Source organism: Geomonas sp., assembly GCF_035254065.1.
GTDB lineage: Bacteria > Desulfobacterota > Desulfuromonadia > Geobacterales > Geobacteraceae > Geomonas.
The window spans coordinates 1-22969 of sequence record NZ_DATFBA010000331.1 but is presented as its reverse complement, the minus strand read 5'-3'; the positions used below and the strand labels follow the sequence as shown (position 1 = coordinate 22969).

22 protein-coding genes and 1 pseudogene are annotated in these 22969 nt (G+C 61.4%); 16 read left to right on the top strand and 7 right to left on the bottom strand.

Translation table 11 applies throughout. The features are described from left to right. Positions 1-44: 44 nt before the first annotated feature. The 7 genes from VJ604_RS15400 (at position 45) to VJ604_RS15370 (ending at position 6998) form a co-directional block, all read left to right on the top strand. On the top strand, positions 45-1220 hold the full coding sequence (locus tag VJ604_RS15400) for a thiolase family protein (protein ID WP_324084022.1): 1176 nt from the start codon (positions 45-47) through the stop codon (positions 1218-1220). Between the two features lie 194 nt (positions 1221-1414). Continuing rightward, complete coding sequence (locus tag VJ604_RS15395) at positions 1415-2260, top strand: 3-hydroxybutyryl-CoA dehydrogenase (RefSeq protein ID WP_324084021.1); 846 nt, start codon at positions 1415-1417, stop codon at positions 2258-2260. A 9-nt stretch (positions 2261-2269) separates the two neighbouring features. Continuing rightward, complete coding sequence (locus tag VJ604_RS15390; RefSeq protein WP_324084019.1) at positions 2270-3052, top strand: enoyl-CoA hydratase/isomerase family protein; 783 nt, start codon at positions 2270-2272, stop codon at positions 3050-3052. A 43-nt stretch (positions 3053-3095) separates the two neighbouring features. After that, complete coding sequence (locus VJ604_RS15385) at positions 3096-4235, top strand: acyl-CoA dehydrogenase (protein ID WP_324084017.1); 1140 nt, start codon at positions 3096-3098, stop codon at positions 4233-4235. Positions 4236-4698: 463 nt separating this feature from the next. Next, entirely contained in the window at positions 4699-5475 is a 777-nt protein-coding gene (locus tag VJ604_RS15380; protein WP_324084015.1) for an electron transfer flavoprotein subunit beta/FixA family protein, read from the top strand. A gap of 24 nt (positions 5476-5499) precedes the next feature. Beyond that, positions 5500-6411, top strand: coding sequence for an electron transfer flavoprotein subunit alpha/FixB family protein (locus VJ604_RS15375; RefSeq protein ID WP_324084013.1), 912 nt, complete (start codon positions 5500-5502; stop codon positions 6409-6411). A gap of 17 nt (positions 6412-6428) precedes the next feature. Then, the gene (locus VJ604_RS15370) at positions 6429-6998 is read left to right on the top strand and encodes a L,D-transpeptidase (protein WP_324084011.1); all 570 of its coding nucleotides are present in this window, start codon (positions 6429-6431) and stop codon (positions 6996-6998) included. 256 nt (positions 6999-7254) lie between these two features. Here the strand turns inward: VJ604_RS15370 and cysN are convergent, their stop codons facing one another. The 3 genes and pseudogenes from cysN to VJ604_RS15355 form a co-directional block, all read right to left on the bottom strand. Next, positions 7255-8919, bottom strand: coding sequence for a sulfate adenylyltransferase subunit CysN (gene cysN / locus VJ604_RS15365; RefSeq protein WP_324084009.1), 1665 nt, complete (start codon positions 8917-8919; stop codon positions 7255-7257). Then, a pseudogene (cysD, locus tag VJ604_RS15360) lies at positions 8919-9836 on the bottom strand (sulfate adenylyltransferase subunit CysD); the annotation flags it as partial. The gene cysN and the pseudogene cysD, both read right to left, overlap by 1 nt. A gap of 51 nt (positions 9837-9887) precedes the next feature. Beyond that, entirely contained in the window at positions 9888-10598 is a 711-nt protein-coding gene (locus VJ604_RS15355; RefSeq protein ID WP_324084007.1) for a phosphoadenylyl-sulfate reductase, read from the bottom strand. A 414-nt stretch (positions 10599-11012) separates the two neighbouring features. Here VJ604_RS15355 and VJ604_RS15350 point away from each other — a divergent pair, with 414 nt between their 5' ends. After that, positions 11013-11321 (top strand): hypothetical protein, encoded by a 309-nt coding sequence (locus VJ604_RS15350; protein ID WP_324084005.1) that lies wholly within the window; start codon positions 11013-11015, stop codon positions 11319-11321. A gap of 158 nt (positions 11322-11479) precedes the next feature. Here the strand turns inward: VJ604_RS15350 and VJ604_RS15345 are convergent, their stop codons facing one another. Next, positions 11480-12232: an SDR family NAD(P)-dependent oxidoreductase gene (locus VJ604_RS15345; RefSeq protein WP_324084004.1), complete on the bottom strand. Its 753-nt coding sequence runs from the start codon at positions 12230-12232 to the stop codon at positions 11480-11482. 234 nt (positions 12233-12466) lie between these two features. On the opposite strand from VJ604_RS15345, the gene VJ604_RS15340 reads away from it, so the two are divergent. After that, the gene (locus VJ604_RS15340) at positions 12467-12727 is read left to right on the top strand and encodes a hypothetical protein (RefSeq protein ID WP_324084002.1); all 261 of its coding nucleotides are present in this window, start codon (positions 12467-12469) and stop codon (positions 12725-12727) included. A gap of 73 nt (positions 12728-12800) precedes the next feature. On the opposite strand, the gene VJ604_RS15335 is transcribed toward VJ604_RS15340, so the two are convergent. Beyond that, positions 12801-14051 (bottom strand): multidrug effflux MFS transporter, encoded by a 1251-nt coding sequence (locus tag VJ604_RS15335; RefSeq protein ID WP_324083999.1) that lies wholly within the window; start codon positions 14049-14051, stop codon positions 12801-12803. 285 nt (positions 14052-14336) lie between these two features. Between VJ604_RS15335 and VJ604_RS15330 the strand changes: the two genes are divergently transcribed. The 7 genes from VJ604_RS15330 to VJ604_RS15300 all read left to right on the top strand — a co-directional run bounded on the left by VJ604_RS15330 (position 14337) and on the right by VJ604_RS15300 (position 20460). Next, entirely contained in the window at positions 14337-15917 is a 1581-nt protein-coding gene (locus VJ604_RS15330; protein WP_324083997.1) for an MDR family MFS transporter, read from the top strand. 37 nt (positions 15918-15954) lie between these two features. Beyond that, positions 15955-16647: a CDP-diacylglycerol diphosphatase gene (locus VJ604_RS15325; RefSeq protein ID WP_324083995.1), complete on the top strand. Its 693-nt coding sequence runs from the start codon at positions 15955-15957 to the stop codon at positions 16645-16647. A gap of 75 nt (positions 16648-16722) precedes the next feature. Further along, complete coding sequence (locus VJ604_RS15320; protein WP_324083993.1) at positions 16723-16998, top strand: peptidylprolyl isomerase; 276 nt, start codon at positions 16723-16725, stop codon at positions 16996-16998. 76 nt (positions 16999-17074) lie between these two features. Further along, entirely contained in the window at positions 17075-18253 is a 1179-nt protein-coding gene (locus VJ604_RS15315; protein WP_324083990.1) for a methyl-accepting chemotaxis protein, read from the top strand. A gap of 130 nt (positions 18254-18383) precedes the next feature. Beyond that, entirely contained in the window at positions 18384-18887 is a 504-nt protein-coding gene (gene tpx / locus VJ604_RS15310; protein WP_324083987.1) for a thiol peroxidase, read from the top strand. A gap of 100 nt (positions 18888-18987) precedes the next feature. Beyond that, a complete protein-coding gene (locus VJ604_RS15305) occupies positions 18988-19866 on the top strand; it encodes an NAD(P)-dependent oxidoreductase (RefSeq protein ID WP_324083985.1) in 879 nt (292 codons plus the stop codon). A gap of 102 nt (positions 19867-19968) precedes the next feature. After that, entirely contained in the window at positions 19969-20460 is a 492-nt protein-coding gene (locus VJ604_RS15300; protein ID WP_324083983.1) for a cupin domain-containing protein, read from the top strand. 80 nt (positions 20461-20540) lie between these two features. On the opposite strand, the gene VJ604_RS15295 is transcribed toward VJ604_RS15300, so the two are convergent. Then, positions 20541-21761, bottom strand: a complete 1221-nt coding sequence (locus tag VJ604_RS15295) for a hypothetical protein (RefSeq protein WP_324083981.1) — start codon at positions 21759-21761, stop codon at positions 20541-20543. Positions 21762-22142: 381 nt separating this feature from the next. After that, a partial coding sequence (locus VJ604_RS15290; protein ID WP_324083979.1) for a 4Fe-4S binding protein occupies positions 22143-22969 on the bottom strand: 827 nt, incomplete at its 5' end.

Genomic DNA, 22969 nt, shown 5'->3' with positions numbered 1-22969 from the left:
TCGTGTACTCTATAATTAAAACTTGTTCCGAGGGGGCTTAAGGTATGGAAGATGTTTACGTTGTTGAGGCGTTGCGGACACCGTTCGGCTCTTTCAGCGGGGCTCTGGCCGACCAGCCGGCGCCCCAGCTGGCTGCCACCGTGATGCGGGCATTGCTGCAGTATTGCTCTCTTCCTCCCGAGGTGGTGGACGAGGTGATCGTCGGCCAGGTCCTGTCCGGCGGCTGCGGCCAGGCCCCTGCGCGGCAGGCTATGCGCGCGGCCGGAATCCCCGACCACGTCCCCGCCATGACCATCAACAAGGTCTGCGGCAGCGGCCTGAAGGCGATCATGCTGGGGGCCGACAGCATCCGCCTTGGCGAGTCGCAGGTGGTGATCGCGGGCGGGATGGAAAGCATGTCGCAGGCGCCGTACTTCCTCAAGAAAGGGCGCAGCGGCTACCGGCTGGGCCATGGCGAGCTCCTCGACCTGATGATATATGACGGCCTGCAGGATCCCTACAGCGGCAGGCACATGGGCGAGATCGGCGACGACAGCGCCCGGCGCTTCGAAATCTCCCGGCAGGAGCAGGACAGCTATGCGCTTCGCTCGTATCAGCTAGCCCAGATGGCGGTGGAAGGGGGTGTCTTCTCCGAAGAGATCGTCCCCGTTGTCAAGAAGGGGCGCCAGGGGGATGAGACCGTCGAGCGCGACGAGGAGCCATTCAGGGGGGACCCGGCCAAGCTTTCCCAATTGAGACCCGCTTTCGGCAAGGACGGTACCATCACCGCCGGCAACGCCTCCACCATCAGCGACGGCGCGGCCCTCTGCCTGCTTTCGGGTAGGGACGGACTGACCCGCCACAAACTCACCCCCAAGGCACGCCTGGTGGGCTACGCCACTTCCAGCCTGCACCCCGATTACTTCCCGGAAGCACCCGTTTCCGCCATTGAGCGGGTCTGCCAGCGGACCGGCATCTCGCTTGACGCCATCGACCTCTTTGAGATCAACGAGGCCTTCTCGTCGGTGGCCCTGCTGGCCATCAAGAAACTGAACCTGCCGCTGGAAAAGGTAAACGTGAATGGCGGAGCCGTCTCCATCGGCCATCCCATCGGGGCCAGCGGCGCGAGGCTTGCCGCCACCATCGTGCGCGAACTCAGGAGGCGCCAGACCCGCTACGGGCTAGCCACCCTCTGCATCGGCGGTGGCGAGGCGGTTGCGGCTGTATTTGAGCGGATGTAAGATGTGACCTTCACCCCACTTGATAAAGGGTGGCAGGGGGGATTGCAGTTTTTCTGTTTGGAAGCGAACTGTGGCATGACAGTGCTCCCCCTCCCTGACCCTTCCCCTTCGGGATAGGGGATGTGGACGGAAGTTGGTTTCGTCGTGGGGGGCCGTCGTAGAGGGGGAATGATATGTCTGTAGCGGAGGGACCAATGATCAATACTGTCGCCGTGCTGGGAGCCGGTCAGATGGGGAGTGGTATCGCTCATGTCTTCGCCTTGACCGGGCACTCGGTTCTCCTATATGACGTCTCGGAGTCTCAGTTGGCCAGGGCCCTGGCCGTGATCCAGCAGAATATGGAGCGGCAGGCCAAGAAGGGAGATATCCCGCAGAGCCTCATACCCGAGAGCCTTGCCCGCATCACCACCACCCGCGAGATGATCTCCCTTGCCCCTGCCGATTTCTGCGTGGAAGCGGTGACCGAGCACGAGCCTCTCAAGCTGGAGATCTTCGCCAAACTGGATAGCATTGCCGAGCCTTCCGCCATCCTCGCCTCCAACACCTCATCGATTCCCATTACCAAGATCGCCTCGGCAACCGGACGGCCCCACCAGGTGGTCGGCATGCACTTCATGAACCCGGTGCCGGTCATGAAACTGGTGGAGGTGATCAGGGGACACGCGACCAGCGAGGAGACCTTCCAGACGGTGATCGGTCTCGCCGCTAAGTTGGGCAAAGAGGTGGCGGTCTCCCAGGACTACCCTGGCTTCATAGTGAACCGCGTGCTGATCCCCATGATCAACGAAGCGATCTTTGCCCTCTATGAGGGGGTGGCCAGCGCGGAGGACATCGACCGGGGGATGAAGCTTGGCACCAACCAGCCGATGGGCCCTTTGACTTTGGCCGACTTCATCGGCCTGGACACCGTGCTGGCCATCGCCAACGTCCTCTACGATGGCTTCAAAGATCCCAAGTATCGCCCCTGTCCCTTGCTGGTGAAGATGGTCAACGCGGGTTACCTCGGCCGGAAGTCCGGCCGTGGATTTTATAGCTACTAGGAGGAGTCGATGGAATTCAAGAGTCTTTTGCTGGATATCACCGATGGGATCGCCAAGCTCACCGTCAATCGCCCCGAGAGCCTCAACGCCCTCAACGCAGAGCTGCTGTCCGAGCTTGAGTGCGCGGTCTACCAACTGGAACAGGACAGCGCGGTCAAGGTGGTCATCGTCACCGGAGCCGGTGAAAAAGCCTTCGTGGCGGGGGCCGACATTAAAGAAATGTCCTCCATGACCCCTTATCAGGCTCATCAGTTCGCACTCAAGGGGCAGAGAGTGGTACTTTCCCTACAGAAGATGAAAAAGCCAGTGATTGCCGCCGTGAACGGTTATGCGCTGGGTGGCGGGCTTGAACTCGCTCTCGCCTGCGATTTCATCTATGCCTCCGACAAGGCCAAACTCGGCTTCCCCGAGGTCACCCTTGGCATCATGCCCGGCTTCGGCGGCACCCAAAACCTGGCCCGTCTGGTCGGTCCCGGCAGGGCCAACGAGATGATCTTCTCGGGACGGATGATCTCAGCGGAAAAGGCCCTCGCCTGGGGAGTGGTCAACGAACTCTTCCCGGCTGAGGCCTTGCTCTCCAAGGCGGTCGAGACAGCCGCTACCATAGGCGGCACTGGCCTCATCGGCGTCGGCTACGCCAAGGACGCCATCGCCAATGGTCTCAATATGACCAAAGAAGATGGCTTCCGCTACGAGGCATCCCTCTTCGGCGTTCTTTTCGCCACCAGCGACCAGCGCGAAGGGATGTACGCTTTCGTGGAGAAACGGAAAGCCGCCTTCAGCGGGAATTGAACAGCCACACAGAAGCGATAACGGCAGCCGAAAGGAGCCAGTCATGGACTTCGAACTAAGCCAGGATCACAAAGTCCTCCGCGACAGCGTGCGGGAGTTCGTGGAGAAGGAGATAAAGCCGATCGCCAGGCGGATCGACGAGGAGCACATGATCCCCGACGACCTGGTCGCGAAGATGGGAGAGTTGGGGCTTTTGGGGAGCTACTTCCCGGAAGAATACGGCGGGGCAGGCCTGGACATGCTCTCCTATGCCATCGTGGTCGAGGAGGTCTCCAAAGCCTGTGCCTCCAGCGGGGTGCTGATCTCTGCCCATACATCGCTCTGCTGCGCCCCGATCTACACCTTCGGCACCGACGAGCAGAAGCAGAAGTGGTTGCCTGCGCTCAATACCGGCCACACCATCGGCTGCTTCCTGCTGACCGAGCCTGACGCCGGCAGTGACGCGGGCTCCATCGCCACCTCCTTTCGAAAGGAGGGGGATGAGTACGTCATAAACGGCTCCAAGAGCTTCATAACCAACGGCGGTTACCTGGGGACCGGCGTCATCTTCGCCACTTCCGACAAGGGGCTCAAGCATAAGGGGATCTCCGCGTTCATCGTCGACCTCAGCTCCCCCGGTGTGGTCATCCTGAGGAACGAGCAGAAGATGGGAATCCGGGGGAGTTACACCACCGCCTTTGCTCTCGATAACGTTCGTATCCCTGCGGAAAACCTCTTGGGGAGGGAAGGGGAGGGGTTCAAGATCGCCATGGATACCCTCAACGGTGGTCGCATCGGCATTGCGTCCCAGGCGCTGGGGATCGCGGAAGGGGCGTTCGAGCGGGCACTGGCGTACTCGAAGGTGCGCAAGCAGTTCGGCGTTCCCATCTGCGATCAGCAGGCGATCCAGTTCAAGCTCGCCGACATGTACGCCAAGATCGAGACCAGCAAGCTGATGACCTACAAGGCGGCTTCCCTGAAAGACGCCGGGAAGAAGTACGTGCTGGAATCCGCCCTCTGCAAGATGCTGGCGTCCGAAGCGGCCACCTACGTCACCAAGGAAGCCATCCAGATCCACGGCGGTTACGGCTTCATGTGCGACTACGAAGTGGAGCGGATGTATCGGGACGCCAAGATCACCGAGATTTACGAAGGAACCAACGAAGTGCAGCGGATCATCATCTCCAAACTGCTGCTCGGGTGACGGCTTTTGCTGAGTGACGGCCCAACGTTCCAGAAAAATTCGGTAACCAGCTCCCCGTTTTTCTCCAACTCTTCCACCATCAGGCCAACTCACCCTCGCCCTCCGGGAGAGGGCAGGGTGAGGGAGGCATCTCACCGCCAAAAGTTTCCACTTCCCTACAGCAACCTTCCAGCTCTCTGACTGCTACTTCCTCCTTGGTCGGTTCGTGTCGGCCGTTCGTGCTGAGCCTGTCGAAGCACCACTCGGACACCTCGTTGTTGTAGCCGTACGAGGTTACCCACCCTCGACAGGCTCAGGGTGAACGGCGATCCCGCATAACTGGGCAATTGGAGTGGAGCCCAACCTCATGAAAGGACGCGCCACAAGGGTGACGTGCCATATCCTCAATTATTTGGTATACTTATCTCAAATCAGCTTTTTGAGATGACCATTTTCTCGCACTATCGCGGCCTTGGGAGGATTTATGAAGATTCTGGTCTGCATCAAGCAGGTCCCTGATATGGAATCAAGGTTCAGACCCGACAGCACGGGCGTCTGGTTTTCTGAGGCCGACCTGGCCTTTCGGATGAACGAGTATGACGAGTATGCCGTTGAGCAGGCGGTGCGTCTCAAGGAGCAATTGGGAGGGGAACCGGAGCTGACGGTGATCTCGATCGGGCCGGACAGGGTGGTCGAGGCGATCAAGAAGGCCCTCGCTATGGGATGCGACCGCGGCGTGCATGTTCAGGATCCTGCGGCGGATCTGAAAGGGGCCTGGCAGATAGCCTCCGCCCTTGCCGCGCATGCCAAGTCGCAGCAATACGATGTCATCTTCACCGGCTTCCAGTCACAGGACCGTGGCTCCTGCCAGGTCGGGGTGTCACTCGCGGAGATCCTCGGCTATGCCTGCGCCACCACCATCGTCGGGTTCGAGTACGCCGACGGCATGGTGACCGTGAAGCGCGAACTGGAAGGGGGCGTGAAGGGGATCGTGCAGCTCAAGACGCCGGCGCTGGTAACCTGCCAACTCGGGCTTAACGTTCCGCGCTACCCCACCCTGCCCAATATCATGAAAGCGAAGAAGAAGGAGATCCTGGCGGTCCCCATCAACGAGTTGCTGCATGAGGAGAGCCGGGAGGCGACCACCAGTTTCTACGCCCCCGCCAAGAAGGGGGGAGGGATCGTCCTGGAAGGGGATGTCGCCGAGCAGGTCGACAAGCTGATCGGTATTCTCAAGGAAAAGACCGCGGTTCTGCGCTAGAGGAAGGAAGCCCTGGGGGATGATATGAAACTCTTACTGATTGGTGAAAGCAGGGAAGGGAAGTTCATCGATTACAGCTACGAGTTGTTCGGATTTGCCGAGCGGCTGGGGGCAGAGACCTCGATGGTGCTGGTTGGACGGGACGGCGATCTTCCGGAATACGGCGGCACCGTGTACTTCGCAGACTCCGCCGCCTGCGGCGAGTACAACCCCGAACTGCACAAGAAGCTGGTGTTGGCGGCAATCGAGCGGGAGAAGCCCGACTACGTCGTCTTTTCCCACTCCTCCTACGGTTGGGACCTGGCCCCGCGGGTGGCGGCAGCCCTCCAGGTAGGGCAGCTATCCGAGATCGTCGGTGTGGCCGACGGCGCTTTCGAGCTTCCCTGCTGCAGCCAGAAAATGCGACGGACCGTCAAGCCGGCAACGGCCATGGCAGTCTTGACCCTGCAAGGGGGAGCATTTCCGGCCACTAAACCTGGCGGGGCGGCGCAACTGCAACGGTTGGAAGCGGAGGGCTCCGACAAGGTGAAATTCGTGGGCTACGAGGCGGCGGAGGCCCGGGACATCGATCTCGCCAAGGCGGAGATCATCGTCAGCGCGGGGCGCGGCATTGGCAAGGCCGAAAACGTCCCGGTCATCGCAGCCCTCGCCAAGGTGCTGGGGGGGCAGCTCGGTGCCAGCCGGCCGGTCGTGGACAGCGGCTGGGTCGAACATAGCCACCAGGTCGGCACCACCGGCCAAACGGTGAGTCCCAAACTCTACGTCGCCTGCGGCATCAGCGGGGCGATTCAGCACCTGGCGGGCATGAAGAAGTCTGGCTTCATCGTCGCCATCAACAAGGACAAGGACGCCCCCATCAACGAGGTAGCCGACGTGCTTGTGGTGGCGGACGTCATGCAGTTCGTCCCGGCGCTGACGGCGAAACTGGCGAAATAGCAGGAAGGAGAATCAGGATGTGGTGGAGAGTGCTGCTGGTAACTGCCGCTATCTCGCTTCTTCCGGTCTTTGCGGGCATTTACGCAGAGAGTGCGCCTAACGAAGTGTCAGCGTCGGATGCAGGACCTCTCCGCAAGACCTTCTACGTCGAGATCTCCATCAGCCGAAACCGGCTCACCCTGTTCGAAAAGAAGGCGAATGGCGACAAGGTCGAAGTCGTCGATTATCCGGTGGGGACGGTGGTGAGGGGGCTCAAGACCTACCCGCTCGGACTGGGCAAGGTGACCGGCATCTACTTCAACCCGTGGTGGCACCCGACGCCGTATTCCCGGCAGGTTTTCCGGGAGCGCGGCATCATCCTGCCGGACGCGGTGCCGCCGGGAGACCCGCTGAACTACATGGGGCCGTTCAAGATCGCCCTGTCGCACCGGACCTGGAAGGGGGCCATCTACCGGATTCATGGCAACAACGATCCCAAGCGGGTCGGCAGGCGGGTAACGGGTGGCTGCTTCGTGATGAACAACGACCAGGGGCTCTCGCTGGCGCACACGATCAGGGTGGGGACGGAGGTCAATATCGTGCCGTAGGAGCTGTGGCTGGACGAAGTTGAGGCCTCAGTGGCCGTTCCGGCAGTGCTCCCCCTCCCTGGCCCTCCCCCTTCGGGAGAGGGGATGTTGGGAAAGGCGGATGAAAGAAAAAAGGCAGCGGACTCGGAGAATGAGCCCGCTGCTTTCGTTTTGCTGCCATACCCTCGCCCCGTTCAGGGGAGAGGGTGGCCGAAGGCCGGGTGAGGGTGCCCGAATGTGCCGAGCAGCTGCCCTCTCCCCCAGAGGGCGAGTAATTCTAAATGCCGGTCCCGTCGTCGCCGTAACCTTTCGGGGGCTCCGTGCCGCGCTTGAAGACCACCACGCTGATCCCTTCGGCGGTCCGGTCGAACTCGAAGGCGAGGGTGTTGTCGAAAGCCACCTGCGCCACTGGGTTCAACTGGGCCAGGTCCCGCAACCGGAAAAGAATCCGGTTTCCCTTTTCCAGGTAGTCGACGATCCTCGGCGAAACATCCAGAGCGAACGCTCCCCATTCGGAGGTGAGGTCTACCGCGTTGAGGTTGGTGGCGCTGATCTCGCCCAAGCTGATGCGGCGGACGGAGAGGGTGTCGTCCGAGGAGGTGGCGACTTCAGTAACTCCCGCATGTGCGGCGTCCAGGGGCACCGCCTCGATCACCATGCCTGCCGCTACCGTGGCATTGGTGAAGCGGTCGATCAGGATGAAGCTGCCGGTGTCGCGGTTGTCCCGGTAGGAGTCGAAAGGCACCGGGCGGTCAAGCTCCAGGCGCGCGAGCCCGATCTCGTTCAGCTTCAAGGTGGGCGCCTGGTGCTGCTCCAGCGTGTTGACGTCCACCGCGTAATGGACCGCGGTGACCCGTCCCGGGGTGATGCCGGTGGCGGTCTTCACCAGGTACACCTGTCCCGGCTGCAGCGGTTCGTCATGGAGCCAGACCAGGTTGGCCTCCGGGTGCCGGGTGTAGAGCGGGGGAGCGGCGGTCGCCGTCAGCATGTCGCCGCGGCTGATGTCGATCTCGTCTTCCAGGGTCAGGGTCACCGCCTGGCCGGCCACCGCCTCTGGCAGGTCGCCGTTCATGGTCACGATCCTGGAGACCTTGCTGACCTTCCCGGAGGAGGCTACCCGGACTGCATCGCCCGGCTTGACCGTGCCGGCGGCAATGGTGCCGCAGAAGCCGCGGAAGTCGAGGTTGGGACGGTTCACCCACTGGACGGGAAGCCGGAAGGGCTGTTCCTCCCGGTCGTCCTCGACCTGCACGGTCTCCAGGAAACGCATGAGGGTGGGGCCATCGTACCAGGGGGTGTTGGTGCTCTTCTCGATGATGTTGTCGCCGTTCAAGGCGGAGATCGGTAGCGCGGTGATGGAGGTGAAGCCAAGCGGTGCCGCGAATTCCCGGTAGTCACGCACGATCTGGTCGAACTTGTCGGCGTCGTAGCCGATCAGGTCCATCTTGTTGATGGCCAGCACGATGTGACGGATGCCGACCAGGGAGACCAGGAAGCTGTGCCGGCGGGTCTGGGTGAGCAGCCCTTTGCGGGCGTCCACCAGGATCACCGCTACCTTGGCGGTCGAGGCCCCGGTGACCATGTTGCGGGTGTACTGCTCGTGACCCGGGGTGTCGGCGACGATGAACTTGCGACGGTCGGTGGAGAAGAAGCGGTAGGCGACGTCGATGGTGATCCCCTGTTCCCGCTCCGCCTGCAGCCCGTCCAGAAGCAGCGCGTAGTCGATGGCGCCGCCCTGGGTGCCGACCTTCTTGCTGTCCGCTTCCAGCGCGGCCAGCTGGTCCTCGAAGACCATCTTGGAGTCCCAGAGCAGGCGCCCGATCAGGGTGCTTTTGCCGTCGTCCACGCTGCCGCAGGTGATGAAGCGCAAGAGCGACTTCTCCTCCTGGCTCTTGAGGTAGGCAAGGATATCTTTCTCTATCAGTTCCGATTGATGTGCCATTAGAAGTATCCTTCCTGTTTCTTCTTCTCCATCGATCCAGCCTGGTCGTGGTCGATCAGGCGCCCCTGGCGCTCCGAGGTCCTGGTCAGCAGCATCTCCTGGATGATGTCGGGGAGCGTGTCAGCCTCGGATTCCACGGCGCCGGTCAGCGGATAGCAGCCGAGGGTGCGGAAACGGACCGACTTCTGCTGCACCTCTTCGCCCGGTTCGAGCTCCAGCCGGTCGTCGTCCACCATGATCAACATGCCGTCGCGCTCCACCACCGGGCGGACCGCCGCGTAGTAGAGCGGCACGATCGGGATCTCTTCCAGGTGGATGTACTGCCAGATGTCCAGCTCGGTCCAGTTGGAAAGCGGGAAGACCCGGATGCTTTCGCCCGGCTTGACGCGGGTGTTGTACAGGCTCCAGAGTTCCGGGCGCTGGTTCTTGGGGTCCCAGCGGTGGTTCGCGCTGCGGAAGGAGAAGATGCGCTCCTTGGCGCGCGATTTCTCCTCGTCCCGACGTGCGCCGCCGAAGGCCGCGTCGAACTTGTACTTGTCGAGCGCCTGCTTCAGCCCTTCGGTCTTCATGATGTCGGTGTAGAGCGCGGAGCCGTGGGTGAACGGGGAAACCCGGCGGTTGACGCCGTCCTCGTTCACGTGCACGAGGAGGTCCATGCCCGACTCCTTCGCCATCCGGTCGCGGAAGGTGATCATCTCGCGAAACTTCCAGGTGGTGTCGACGTGCAGGAGCGGGAAGGGGGGCGGCGCAGGGTAGAAGGCCTTGCGGGCCAGATGCAGCATGACCGCCGAATCCTTCCCGATGGAATAGAGCATCACGGGATTTTCGAACTCGGCCACCACTTCCCTGATGATATGGATGCTTTCGGCCTCTAATTGCTGCAGGTGGGTCAGATTGCTTTTCATGTCACTCTCTTTTCGATGCTTGTCTGTCGAAGCGAATCTTTTTCGGACGAGGGGGGTGGCGGATCAGTGTCTTCTGTGCAGGCCGCATTCCTTGTGCTCGGGGTTCTCCCACCACCAGCGTCCTGCCCTGGGATGTTCTCCCTCCTCGATGGCACGGGTACAGGGGGCGCAGCCGATGGAAGGATAGCCCTGTGCGTGGAGCTTGTTCACCGGGAGACGGTGCTTTTTCGCGTATTCCCAGACCTCGGCTTCACTCCAGTTGGCGAGAGGGTTGATCTTTACCAGGCCGCCGTGGAGCAGGTCGAGTTCAAGCAGGGGGAGCTCGGTGCGGGTGGCGCTCTGCTCTTTGCGCATGCCGGTGACCCACCCCTTGAGCCCGGAGAGGGCGCGATTGAGGGGTTCCACCTTGCGGATGCGGCAGCACTCGTGGCGGTTCTCCAGGGACTCCCTGAAGGAGTAGGGCCCTTTCGCCCTCAGGAGTTCTTCGACCTCCTCCCGACGCGGATAGTACCAGTCGATGTTGATCCGGTAGCGCTCGGTGATCCCTTCGGCGACTTCGTAGGTTTCCTCGTTGAGGCGTCCGGTATCCAGCGCGAAGATGCCGATGGGAAGCTTCGCTTGCTGGACCAGGTCGATGATCACCAGATCCTCGACGGAGAAGGAGCAGGCCAGCTTGACCGGGCCGCCGGCGGCCAGTAATCCTTTTGCCAGAATTTCCTGCGGGGTGGCGTTTTCGGAAAGTTCGGGGAGAGTTGCAGGTGTTGCGGGATTCATGTACTGCCCTCCATGTTCTGCTCGGCGCTTGAGGCCGGTAAATCTATCGGTAACGAAAAGGGATCTGTGACCAAAAAATATTCTATAGCCGCATGCTGTAGTAAATCGAGGTGAGTGAAGTTTAGGTTTAAGGAGTTATTTTGTCAAGAATTAAATTCAGGTTCCACAGTGAAACAATGTGGTAATGGTTAAGTTGCTGTAATAGCGTAGGAACGTGGCTGCTGTAAATCGGTCCGGTGATGCCGCAAATGAGGTAGAAGTTGACGGATTACAGGCACATTAGAGGAGTGGGGAAAGGGTGGGCTGACAGTGAAAGGCATGTTATTCCGGTAGGTTGACAAGTTTCACCAGGTTGGCACAGGCTATGCTCTGCAAAGGGTAGGAAGTCAAACCAACTGGAAAGGAGATACCAGTATGAAAAAGGTACTTGCAACCATAGGCGCAGCACTTGCTGCCATTTCCTTCGCAGCCATCGTCAGCGCGGCTGATGTTCCTGCCACCAACGGCAACGGCGCGGCTCCGGCAGCCACCAGCACCGACCAGAGCGCCAAACCGGCCGCCAAGCCGATGAAGAAACATAAAAAGGTCAGCAAGCATCACCACAAAAAACACGCCAAGTCGACCAAGAAGAGCACCATGAAGAAGGAGGCTGCTCCGAAGGCGTCCGAGGCACCGATGAACAACGCGGCACCGGCTGCTCCGCCGGCTCCCCCGGCAAAATAAACCTCTCACAACCTCATAGTGAAGCCGGATAAACAACGCGGCTGCATCATTGGATGTAGCCGCGTTTGTCGTTTATAGGTTTTCAAGTCCAAAAGCTCCCTCTCCCGAGGGCGAGGGGGGAGATCTTTTGAGGTGGGATTATGTGTGGATTTGGTTCACTAAAAATGGATCCCGCCGGAGACCTCGATGCGCTGGGCGTTGATCCAGCGGCAATCCTCGGAGAGCAGGGCCGCCACCACTCCGCCGATATCGTCGGGCAACCCGACGCGGCCCAGCGCGGTCTGGGAAGCGATGGTGGCGTTCACTTCCTGGTTGTCCCGGACCGCACCGCCACCGAAATCGGTCGCGATAGCACCGGGGGCCACCGCGTTCACTGCTATACCGCGGCTTCCCAACTCCTTGGCCTGGTAACGGGTCAGCACCTCGATGGCCCCCTTCATCGCCGCGTAGGCGGAAAACCCGGGCAGGGTGAACCTCGCCAGACCCGACGACACGTTCACAATCCGGCCGCCATCCTTTATCAGCGGAAGCAGCCTCTGGGTGAGGAAATAGGTCCCTTTCAGGTGGATGTTCACCATGCTGTCGAACTGCTCCTCGGTCGTTTCGGCGAAGGGGGCGTTGACCCCGGTGCCGGCGTTGTTGACCAGGAAGTCGAAGCTCTCCTGCTGCCAGTTTTCGGCCAACGTCGCCTTCACGCCATCGACGAAGCCGGCGAAGGACCGGTGATCGGAGAGATCCAGCCGGAGAGCAACCCCCTTCCGTCCGAGCTTTTCGATTTGGGCGACGGTGTCCTGGGCCTCCTGCAGATTGCTGTGGTAGGTGAGGATGAGGTCATGGCCCTTGGCGGCCAGATGAAGGCACATGCTCTTTCCGAGCCCTCGGCTACCGCCGGTTACCAGCGCAATGGTCATTTTTCCGCTCCTTTCAAGCGTTCAATTAGATTTGGGACCGCTCCAGTATACTCGGAAACCCCTGCTCCGCAATCACAGGTAGAGACCGCCGATCACGGTAGCTTCCGAAGATGCCAGCGCGCCAACCTCAGACGGAAGGGTTCCAGCGCCCAGGCAGCGTGATGGACAACGGGAACTGGCAAGGGGTATCCTGAAGAAGGATGTCCACTGAATAAGGCAAAGAAGGAGGAGGCCATGAATAAGGGATGCGTCGGCATCATAGCAGCACTTGTGGCGCTCTCCTTTGCAGGCGTCGCGAGAGCAATTCCTGCCAACAGCGACATGAACTCGGCGATCGACGTCCTGGAAAACCAGGACCAGGGATCAAAGCCGGCCAATAAGAAGCCTGCCACCGCCAAGAAGCCGCACAAGCATGGCAATGCAAAGGGGAAGAAGGCTGCCCCGTCCTCGTCGAAGGCCCCGGCGACGCCGTCAGGGCAACCCAAGGAGAAATAAGCGGAGGGTGAGAGGATTCCTACCGAGAAGAAAGAAGCGGCTACCTACCGGTTGTCGCTTCTTTTTTTGACCTTCACATGCCGGGGCGGGGCCGGTGGGGGATGGATGCTCTGATGGCGGCGTGTGCTGCCACTGATCCGAGCAGTGCGCAGGCGACCATGGTGCCCACCATCGGCAGCGCGGTCTGGTTGTGCAGCAACCCCACCACAGCCCCCGCTGTCGCTCCCAGCGTGTACTGGATGGTCCCCAAAAGGGCCGAGGCGCTGCCGGCGGCCTTTTCGAAGGGAGCCATGGCAAGGGCGGTCAGGTTGGGATAGAGAAGGCCGGTGGTGCAAAGGCAGACGAAGATCAGCGCTACCTGGAGTGGGAAGCCTCCGATACCGGTGACCACCGCGAGAGTGAGCAGGAGGCCGGCAACGATGTTAACGGCCAGGGCGCTTTTCATAAGCCCTTCCGCGGAGAAGCGGTGGAGCAGTCGCCGGTTGAGTTGCGAAGCGCCGATCAGCCCAAACGCGTTGCAGCCGAAAAAGATGCCGAAGTGCTGGGGCGAGATGCCGTGCAGTTCGATGAAGATGAAGGGCGCACCGGCGATGTAGGAAAAGTTGATCCCGGAGACGCCGCCGAGCGCCGCCGCGTAACCGAGGAAACGGCGGTGGTGCAGCAAATGGGAGTACACCTTGGCCATCTCGGAAAAACCGCGGGTGACGCGGCGCTCGACCGGGAGCGACTCCGGCAGGCAGAGGGCGGCCGCGCAGAGCGAGGCCAGCCCGAAGATAGCCAGCAGCCCGAAGATCCCGCGCCAGCCGGTGATCAGCAGCAACTGGCCGCCGGCCAGGGGCGCCAGGATGGGTGCTGCCCCCATGATCAGCATCAGCAGGGAGAACATGCGCGCGGCTTCCTTGGTGTCGTAGAGATCGCGCACCACCGCCCGCGAGATGACCATGCCGGCTCCACCCCCAACAGCCATAACCACGCGCCAGAAGAGGAGACCGGTCCCGGTATGCACGCAGGCGCAGCCGATGGCGGAGAGGATGTACAGTCCCAGGCCCAGCAGCAGGGGACGGCGTCGGCCGAAGCGGTCCGCCAGCGGGCCGTAAAAGAGCTGCCCCCCGGCCGAGCCGAACAGGAAGGCGGAGATGGAAAGCTGAACCGTGCCAAGCGGCACGTTGAGGTCCCGCGCGATCTGCGGGAAAGCGGGAAGGTACATGTCGATGGACATGGAGCTGAAGGCGGTGAGGGCACCAAGGATCAGCACCAGTTGCGCTAGCTGCCGGCGGGACATGTCCCGTGGCTGAACGGCCGGGGCCGTGATGGTCACTTGCATGAAACGATCTGCTCCTTTGAAACGGTAAGACCTTCTTTCATACTACGTGTAGGGGATAGAGTCAACGGGGGAGGCCGGATGAGGTCCAACCCCATCCTCACCCCGACCCTCCCCTTGAAGGGGAGGGGGCTTTATGCCTCTCCCGGAGGGGGGGTAGGGAGGGGGAGCTTAGGCGTCGAGATTGGATGGCGCCCCGCAGCCGGATGTGGTTGAAAAAAAGACCTGATCCGAATAGAATGGCCACTCGTGTTGGCAACCGGCCGGATAGACAGGTGCTCAAGGTATATGGGTAAAGATGATGCTGCCGTAATGGAACCGGCTTCCACCACCCGCGAGATCCGCACCGTCTTCGCGGGGCTGATGCTGGCGCTGGCCTTGGCCGCGCTGGACCAGAACATCGTCGGCACCGCGCTCCCCATGATCGTCAGTGACCTCGGCGGCCTGTCCCATCTCTCCTGGGTCGTCACCTCCTTCATGCTCACCTCGACCACCACCACGCCGCTCTACGGCAAGCTCAGCGACATGTACGGCCGCAAGCCGCTCTTTGTGGTCTCCATCTCGGTCTTTCTGATCGGCTCCTGCCTGTGCGGGCTCTCCACCTCCATGATGGAGCTGGTGGTCTTCCGCGGCATCCAGGGGCTGGGCGCCGGCGGCCTGATCACCCTGGCCCAGACCACCATCGCCGACCTGGTCTCTCCGCGCGAGCGGGGGCGCTACCAGGGGCTTTTCGGGGCGGTGTTCGCCTTTTCCAGCATTGCCGGCCCGCTTGTGGGAGGCTTCATCACCGATGCGCTCTCCTGGCGCTGGATCTTCTACGTAAACCTCCCGGTGGGGACCCTGGCGCTCGCCCTGATCGTCTTCGGCTTCCGGCGCCCGCAGCGCAAGGTCTCCCACCGCGTCGACTACGCCGGCGTCCTGCTGCTCACCGCCTGGACCACCACGCTGTTGCTGGTGCTCACCTGGGGCGGGGTGGTTTACTCCTGGTCGTCGCCTACCATCGTCTTCCTGGCGGCCGCCTCGGCGATCATCTTCTTCCTGCTGGTCCGCCAGGAGTGCCGGGCGGCAGAGCCGGTCTTCTCCCCAAACATCTTCCGGAACAAGATCTTCCTGATCGCCTCCAGTTCGGTGGGGCTCACCTTCATGTCCATGCTGGGCGCGGTGGTGTTCATGCCGCTCTTCTTCCAACTGGTGCTGGGCTTCAGCCCATCCCGTGCGGGATTGATGATGGCGCCCATGACGATAGGTCTGATCGCCGCCTCCTTCAGCGGGGGACGGATCGTCTCCCGGACCGGCCGCTACAAGATGTTCCCGGTGATAGGGCTCGCCCTGGCCGTCTCCATGCTGCTCGCGGTGACCTGGGCAGCGCTGGCGGGGGCCGGCGTCCTGCTGCTGGAGAGCATCCTGAGCCTGCTCGGCTTCGGCTTCGGCCTGGTGACGCCCAACCTCACCGTGGCGATCCAGAACGCCGTCGAGCCGCACGAGCTGGGGATGGCCACCGCCACGGCAGGATTCTTCCGCTCCCTGGGTGGCGCCTTCGGGGTGGCACTTTCCGGCGCCATCGTGACCTCGCAGTTGCACGGCATGCAAACGATGAGCGCCTCCGGCACCGGGATACGTTCGCTGGTGGAGCAGGGGATCCAGGAGATCGCCCAGTTGTCGCCCCTGCAGCGCGACGCCGTCCTCCATGCCTATCGCAGCGCCATCAGCACCACCTTCGTGGTGGGAGCACTGATCGCCCTGATCGCCTTCGTCATCGCCGTCTTTCTGCCCGAGAAGCCCCTCAAGACTTCCCGTCCCTCGGCCGATGCCGAGCCGGAAGCCGGCCCGGAGGCGGAACGCGCCGCCGCAGTCAGCGATGCCGCTTGATCCCTTGTAGTCATAATCTTCCGCCCAGGAGGGCTCCATGAAAGCTCCGAAACCTACCGCCGCCAAGCTGATCCTCGTCCAGGCTCTGGCCCTCTCGCTGTTGCTGGTCGCAGGCCCCGCCGCCGCCAGCGGCAACCGCGACATCCTCTGGAACATCGTCTCCAACTGCGTCGACACCTCTGCCAGGGATTACTGCTCCAAGTGCAGCACTCCCCGCCAGGAGATCAATTGCCACACCTGCCGCAACACCACCGAGATATGGGCCGAGTCCCCACAGTTCGTGGTGATGCGCGACGTGAAGTCCTGCGATTGCCCGAGCGGGTTCGTGCACGGACTGGCGGTGCCGCGCACGCGGGTGACCGGTTTCGAGGACCCGCTGCGTCCGGACGGCATCTGGAAATTCGCCTGGGAGGCGGGGGTGAAGAAGATGCCCGAGGTCGAGCTGGCGCTGGCCGTCAATCCCAAAAGGGAGCGGAGCCAGGACCAGCTGCATGTCCACCTGGTACGGGTGGTCAGGGAGAAGCTGCCGGCCGATGCCAAGAGGGTGGCCTCGGTCGATTCCCTGGACAAGGTATGGTACGTGGCCGCCAAACTGGCTGCCGATCTCAACTGGAAGGATTACGGCGTGCTGGTTACCAGGGGCGCGGACGGTTACCTGGTGGTGGTCGACGACCACAGTCCGGAGGACGACTACACCATCGCCCAGTGCAAGGGCGCCTGGACACCCTGATCGTTTGTCTTTGACCGGGTGCTGACGGACATGCTATAGGGGATGTGTAGCTGATTACTAAAAAAGGAGTGGGAAATGCCGGCAAATGCACGTCACATTTTGGTACGCACTGAAGAAGAATGCCTGAAGGTCAAGGCTGAAATAGAAGCTGGCGCCGATTTCGCCGAAGTGGCCAGGGGAAATTCCTCCTGCCCGTCCCGACTGCGGGGAGGCGACTTGGGTACCTTTGCGCAGGGACAGATGGTCACGGAGTTCGACGAAGTCGTCTTCAGCGGCGAACTGAACAAGGTGCTGGGACCGGTGAAGACCGACTTCGGCTATCACCTGATCGAGATTACCAAACGCTGGTAGAAAGTATCCCTAAAGTCGAAAATACTGTTGTCGATAAGCCTCGTAAATTGCACATCAATGCATTTACGAGGCGACGATGAATTTTTTCCTAGACTTTTACCTCCACCTGAAGATCCGCACCCGCATCATCCTCCTTTGTGTCTGCTACAGCTTCTGCATTATCACCGCTGTGGTCGTGGGACGATCTTATTCCTCGTCATTCGCCGTCATCTCCACCGCTCTTTTCGTGCTGCTGGGCATAGTTTTCAGTTCTCTTTTGTACTGGACCGTAAACGATGCCCTGCACCGCATCCTGGAGTACCTGGGAAAAATGACCCAGGGCGATCTCACCCAGAAAATCGCCCCCAAACGTGACAACGAAATCAGCAGGATCATCCGTTCCATCAACACCCTCCAGTCGACGATCCGCGACATCGTGTCCCAAATCTCCCAAACCTCGGAACAGGTCGCTTCCGCCTCCCGCCAGGTCCATTCCAATGCCGACCAGATAGCGGCCGGGACCGAAAACGCCGCCACCCAGACCAACGCCGTGGCGGTGGCCAGCGAGGAAATGGCCGCCACCTCCGGCGACATCGCCAGAAACTGCATGAGTGCGGCAGCCAATTCCAATCAGGCCACCAGCACCGCGCAGTCCGGCGCCAGCGTCGTTCGCCAGACCATCGACGGCATGGCACTGATCGCCAGCCGGGTCAAGGAGGCCGCCAGGACGGTGGAGGGGCTGGGAGCCCGCTCCGACCAGATCGGGGAGATCATCGGTACCATCGAGGACATCGCCGATCAGACCAACCTGCTGGCGCTGAACGCCGCCATCGAAGCGGCTCGGGCCGGCGAGCAGGGGAGGGGCTTCGCTGTGGTCGCCGACGAAGTACGCGCCCTGGCTGAGCGGACCACCCGTGCTACCAGGGAGATCGGCGAGATGATCAAGGCGATCCAGCACGAGACCAAGGGGGCGGTTGCCGCCATCGACAGCAGCGTCGAGGAGGTCGAGAAAGGAACCGCCTGCTCGGTGAAATCCGGCGAGGCCCTGGAGGAGATCATCGGCAAGATCAGCTCGGTGACCATGCAGATCAGCGAGATCGTCACCGCGGCGGAGCAGCAGACCGCCACCACTGACGAAATCTCGAGGAACATCCAGGAGGTGACGGCGGTGATCGAACAAAACGCCCGGGAGACCGTGGTCTCGGTAACGGCGTCGGCGACCCTTACGGAGCAGTCGGAGCAATTGCAGCGGCTGGTTGGACAGTTCACGCTGTAGGCATTGTCGCAAATAAAGGTGAGGAAGGCCCTGCTTCGGTGGGGCCTTTTTGCTTTTGGAAGCTGAAGGGGTTGCAATTACTGGCATATCGCTTATCCTTTCCCGATAAAAATCATTTTCAGGAGGAACCATGCCTAAGGTCACTTTCAAAGGAAATCCTATTACGCTGGTGGGACCGGAACTCAAGGTGGGGGATGCCGCCCCCGACTTCTCGGTGGTAGACAACTCGCTTACGCCGGTCAACCTGTCGACCTACGCCGGCAAGATCAAGATCATCAGCGCCGTCCCCTCGCTCGACACCCCGGTCTGCGATACGGAGACCAGGCGCTTCAACCAGGAGGCGGCGGGGCTGCCGGGTGAGGTCGTGGTGCTGACCATCAGCCTCGATCTCCCCTTCGCACAGAAGAGGTGGTGCGGGGCGGCCGGGATCGACAAGGTGGTCACCCTCTCCGACTACCGTGACCGTTCCTTTGGCAAGGCCTACGGGGTGCTGATCGACGAGCTGAGGCTCCTTTCCCGCTCCATCTTCGTGCTCGACCGCGACAACACCATCCGCTACATCCAGCACGTTCCCGAGGTGACCACGGAGCCGGACTACGCGGCGGTGCTTGAGGCGGCGAAGAAGCTGCTGTAAGCGACGGAGCAGGGCTTCCGCGATGGCGGAAGATGTTCGCTACGGTAAGCCGCCCGACAGTCTACGCTGATCGGGCGGCTTTTTTATTTGAGGAGGTCACATGAAGGTAACCTTGATCGGTCTTGGACGAATGGGCTCGGCGATGGCGCCCAACCTCATCAAGGCGGGACACTCGCTCACCGTCTTCAACCGGACCCGCAGCCGCAGCGAGCCGTTCGCCAAGATGGGGGCAGCGGTCGCCGAAACCGTGGGTGCCGCCACCTCGGGGGCGGAAGTGGTCATTACCCTGCTGGCCGACGATCAGGCCGTCGAGAGTGTCGTCTTCTCCGCCGATGGCATCTTGCAGCAGCTTCCCCGCGATGCCATCCATGTCTCCATGAGCACCATCAGCGTGGCTCTCTCGCGCAGGCTCGCCGAGGCGCACGACGAGAGGGGGCAGCAGTACCTCGCGGTGCCGGTCTTTGGCCGGCCGGAAGCGGCGGCGGCTGCCAAGCTGTTCGTGGTGGCCGGCGGACCGGCTCCGGCGATCGCTCGCTGTCTGCCGCTCTTCGAGGCGATCGGCCAGAAGACGCTGATGGTGGGCGAGGATGCCCCGTCCGCCAACGTAGTCAAGCTGACCGGCAACTTCCTGATCACCACCGTCATTGAAGGCCTCGCCGAGTCGGTGGCCTTGGCCAGGAAACAGGGGGTAGACCCGCGGGTGCTGATGGAGGTCCTGACCGGATCGCTCTTCTCGGCCCCGGTTTACCAGACCTACGGCCGCATGATCGCCACCGACAACTTCGAGCCGGTGGGGTTCAGGATGCCGCTCGGCTTGAAGGACAATCGCCTGTTGATGGCCGCAGCCGAGGAGGCTGCCGTACCGATGCCGATGGCGAGCCTCATTCACGATCGTTTCCTCTCTGCCATTGCCCAGGGAATGGAGGAGGCCGACTGGTCCGCCATCGCCCGCCTCTCTTTGCGCAACGCGGGACTTTGAGCGGCGGGGATAGCCGGCCTTCGAAGAGCAGAGTTGCCGCCGCCTGACAGGTTTAGGTATCCTGTAGTCGTAGCTTAGATTGCACGAAAGGAGGAAGTGAAGATGAGACAGAAATGGATCGCCTTGCCGCTTCTCATCCTGATCTCGCTGATCTGGGTAACGGCAGGCCCTGCGGCAGAAGTGAAGAAAACCACCACGGTATCCCAGAAGATCGTGGTTACTCCCGATGATCTGCAGTGGAAGGAAGGTCCCGCAGCCATACCGGGCACTAAAATGGCCGTCCTGGAGGGCAACCCGGCCAAGGGAGGCTTTTTCGTGGCCCGTCTCAAACTCCCGGCAGGGACCAAGATCCCCCCTCATGTCCATAACAACGTGGAACGGGTGACGGTGATTTCCGGAAAGCTGTACCTGGCGATGGGGGATCAGCAGCAAAATCCGGCGGTGCTGCCGGCGGGAAGTTACCTTTCCATTCCACCGAAAACGGTGCATAACGCCTGGGTGGAAGAGGAGACGGTGCTGCAAATGTCCACCTTCGGTCCCTGGACCTTCAAAGCGGTGAAAAAGACGGAGAAGAAGGGAACCGCAAGCGAGTAATAGATAATATTACGAGGAAAAAGGCGGCGCCAGTGGTTTGGCGCCGCCTTTTTTGTGACGAAGAAAGCTTTACGTCACCCCTACCAGTAGATGAAGGTGCCGATGGCGCCCATGTTGCCGTTTTGGTGTTCGCCGTTGAACCACCTGTCCTGTGCCCAGGTGTACTCTGCCATCAGCTGCACGAAGCTGTTCACGTTGTAGGTGATCGCCGCCACCGCAGCCTGCTGCTTCATGATGTTGGCGTTGGTGTCGTTGCCCGCCTTCTCGGCGCGGCTTTGCCCGTAGTTGAGCCCGAGCTTCCAGGTCTTGGTGAGCTGGTAGGTGGCCTGGGTCAGGAAGCCCCAGTTGGGACGCACCTGGCCGTCGGCGGAGAGGGCGTCGGCCCCGTTCAAGCCGAGCATGCCGAGCGCCTGGCCGCCGTAGCAGGAGACCAAGAGGTCGAGGCCGTTCAGGCTTCCTTCCACGCCGCCGGCACCGCCCACGGTGTCCACGTGCTGTCCCGGCCTGATCGGCTGGGTGGTGGCGAAACTGTCCCTCTCCCAGAGGCCGGAGAGCCAGGCCTGCGCCTTGCCGCCGTTGTAGGTGGTGGCCCAGGAGAGCTCACTCTCGATGCGCGGGATGTTGCGGACGGTGGCCGACCCGATGTCGCTGGTGTCGTTGACGCTCACCGCCCACTTCACGCCGGCCATATCGGGGGTGGTGTAGCGGATCTGGGCGCCGAAGTTGGGGTAGAGGTAGCCGTAACCGATGTGGCCCATGGTGGGGCCGCTGTTGACCGGGCCGACCACGCCGGCGCCGAACAGGGTCATGTCGGTGAGGATGTTCTTCGCCTGGTACAGGTTGATCGCGCGGCCCGCCAGCACCTGACCGAAGGAGCCGTCGGCGGTGGCGTTGATCTCACGGAAGTCGATGTTGGGGGAGAGGTCGGTATGGTCACCCCCCTTGTTTTGGATCTGCGGGTACATACCGAGCCGTATGCCGTACTGCACGCCGTCGACCACCGGCGATTTGATGTTGAAGCCGATTCCCACCGGCAAAAGGCCGGTGCGAACCCTGAACTGCTGGTCCCTTTCGCCGGCGGCAACCGGAGTGGTCACATTGCCGCCGGAGCCAAGTTCGCCGCCGATCACGCCTGCCGGGCGGGCCTGCACCGTCTCATAGGTACCGAACACGTTGAGGAAGCCGTCGGTGGAGAATTTCCAGCCGTTGGACCCGCCGATGTCGAAAGCCATGGCCGACGGCACCTGGCTGGCTGTCAGCAGCATAGCCGCCGCCAGCATGATGATGCTCTTTTTCTGCATGTTTCCTCCTTGATTTCAAATCTTCATTCTAGTGCATACGGTTTAATAGAATGGTTTTCTATGTAGCAACTCCTATTCCGTCATTTTGATGACGTCACCTGTTTTGTTACCTGTTGCCAACTACTATCTATACAAAACACGATATTAGGCTAGAAGGATGCTCAATTCCTGTCAGCGTCACTTGGACAAGATGTAACGATAGGTAACAGTCCAGCTGGTACGTTACGGAGCAAACGTAACTATTTGGAACGGTCGTTAGGGTTTGAGGTAGATTGGATAAAATGGGTGGGTTAAAAGCAAAGGAAGGGGATGAACAACTGTTTTTACTGAATCAACTCTCGTGTGGCAGTAGCTGGGGGGAGCCAGCCGAAGTTCCTCCTTCTAGCTGGAAAAGCTGTCTATCTCCACATCCGCCATCACCCGCTCCAGGTAGCTGGACTTGAGCTGGCGGCTTGCCATGACTCGTTTCACCGGGGGAAGTCTGAGGATCGCTCCCAGGATGGCCGCCATTGCGCGGTGGCTCAGGTAGGCCTGGTTGTCGAAGATCAGGTTCTGCAGCTTGCCCCGCTCGATCGCCATCAGCACCAGGCGGTGGGCAGTGTTGATCGGCGTCAGGATCCTCCTTTCCCTGGGCACCAGCCGCAGGGCCCCCACCGGGCAACTCCCCACGCAGACCCCGCACCCCAGGCACAACTCCTCGTTCACCTGCGACCGTTTCACATTTCCCCCCTCATCGTCTGTTGCCGGTACCAGCGAGATCGCCTCGCCCGGACAGATCCTGGTGCATCTGCCGCAGCCGTTGCAGTGGTCGGCATCCTTTTTGGCGATGAAGTTGGTGGTGAACATGACGTTGGCCAGGTTGAGCCGCCGGATCGCCAACAACCCCTCGCAGCAGCATTTGCAGCAATGGCAGATGAAATTGACCCGGCGCTGCACGTTGTCCGCGCACTGCACGAGGTTGTGCTCGCGCGCCTGCTGCAGGAGGTCGAGCCCCTGTGCTGCGTCGATCCTGCGGGCGAAGCCGTTCCTGATCAGGGACTGGGCGGCGAGGTTGAGTGTCATGCAGTTGTCGAGCGGGGCGTCGCAGGCACGGCCCACATGGGCCATCTTGTGCCTGCAGTAACAAAGTCCCACCGCGATATCGCTTGCGCCGCGGATCACCTCGCTGGCACGCTCATAGTCGAGCACCTGCGAGATGTCTTCGGGGG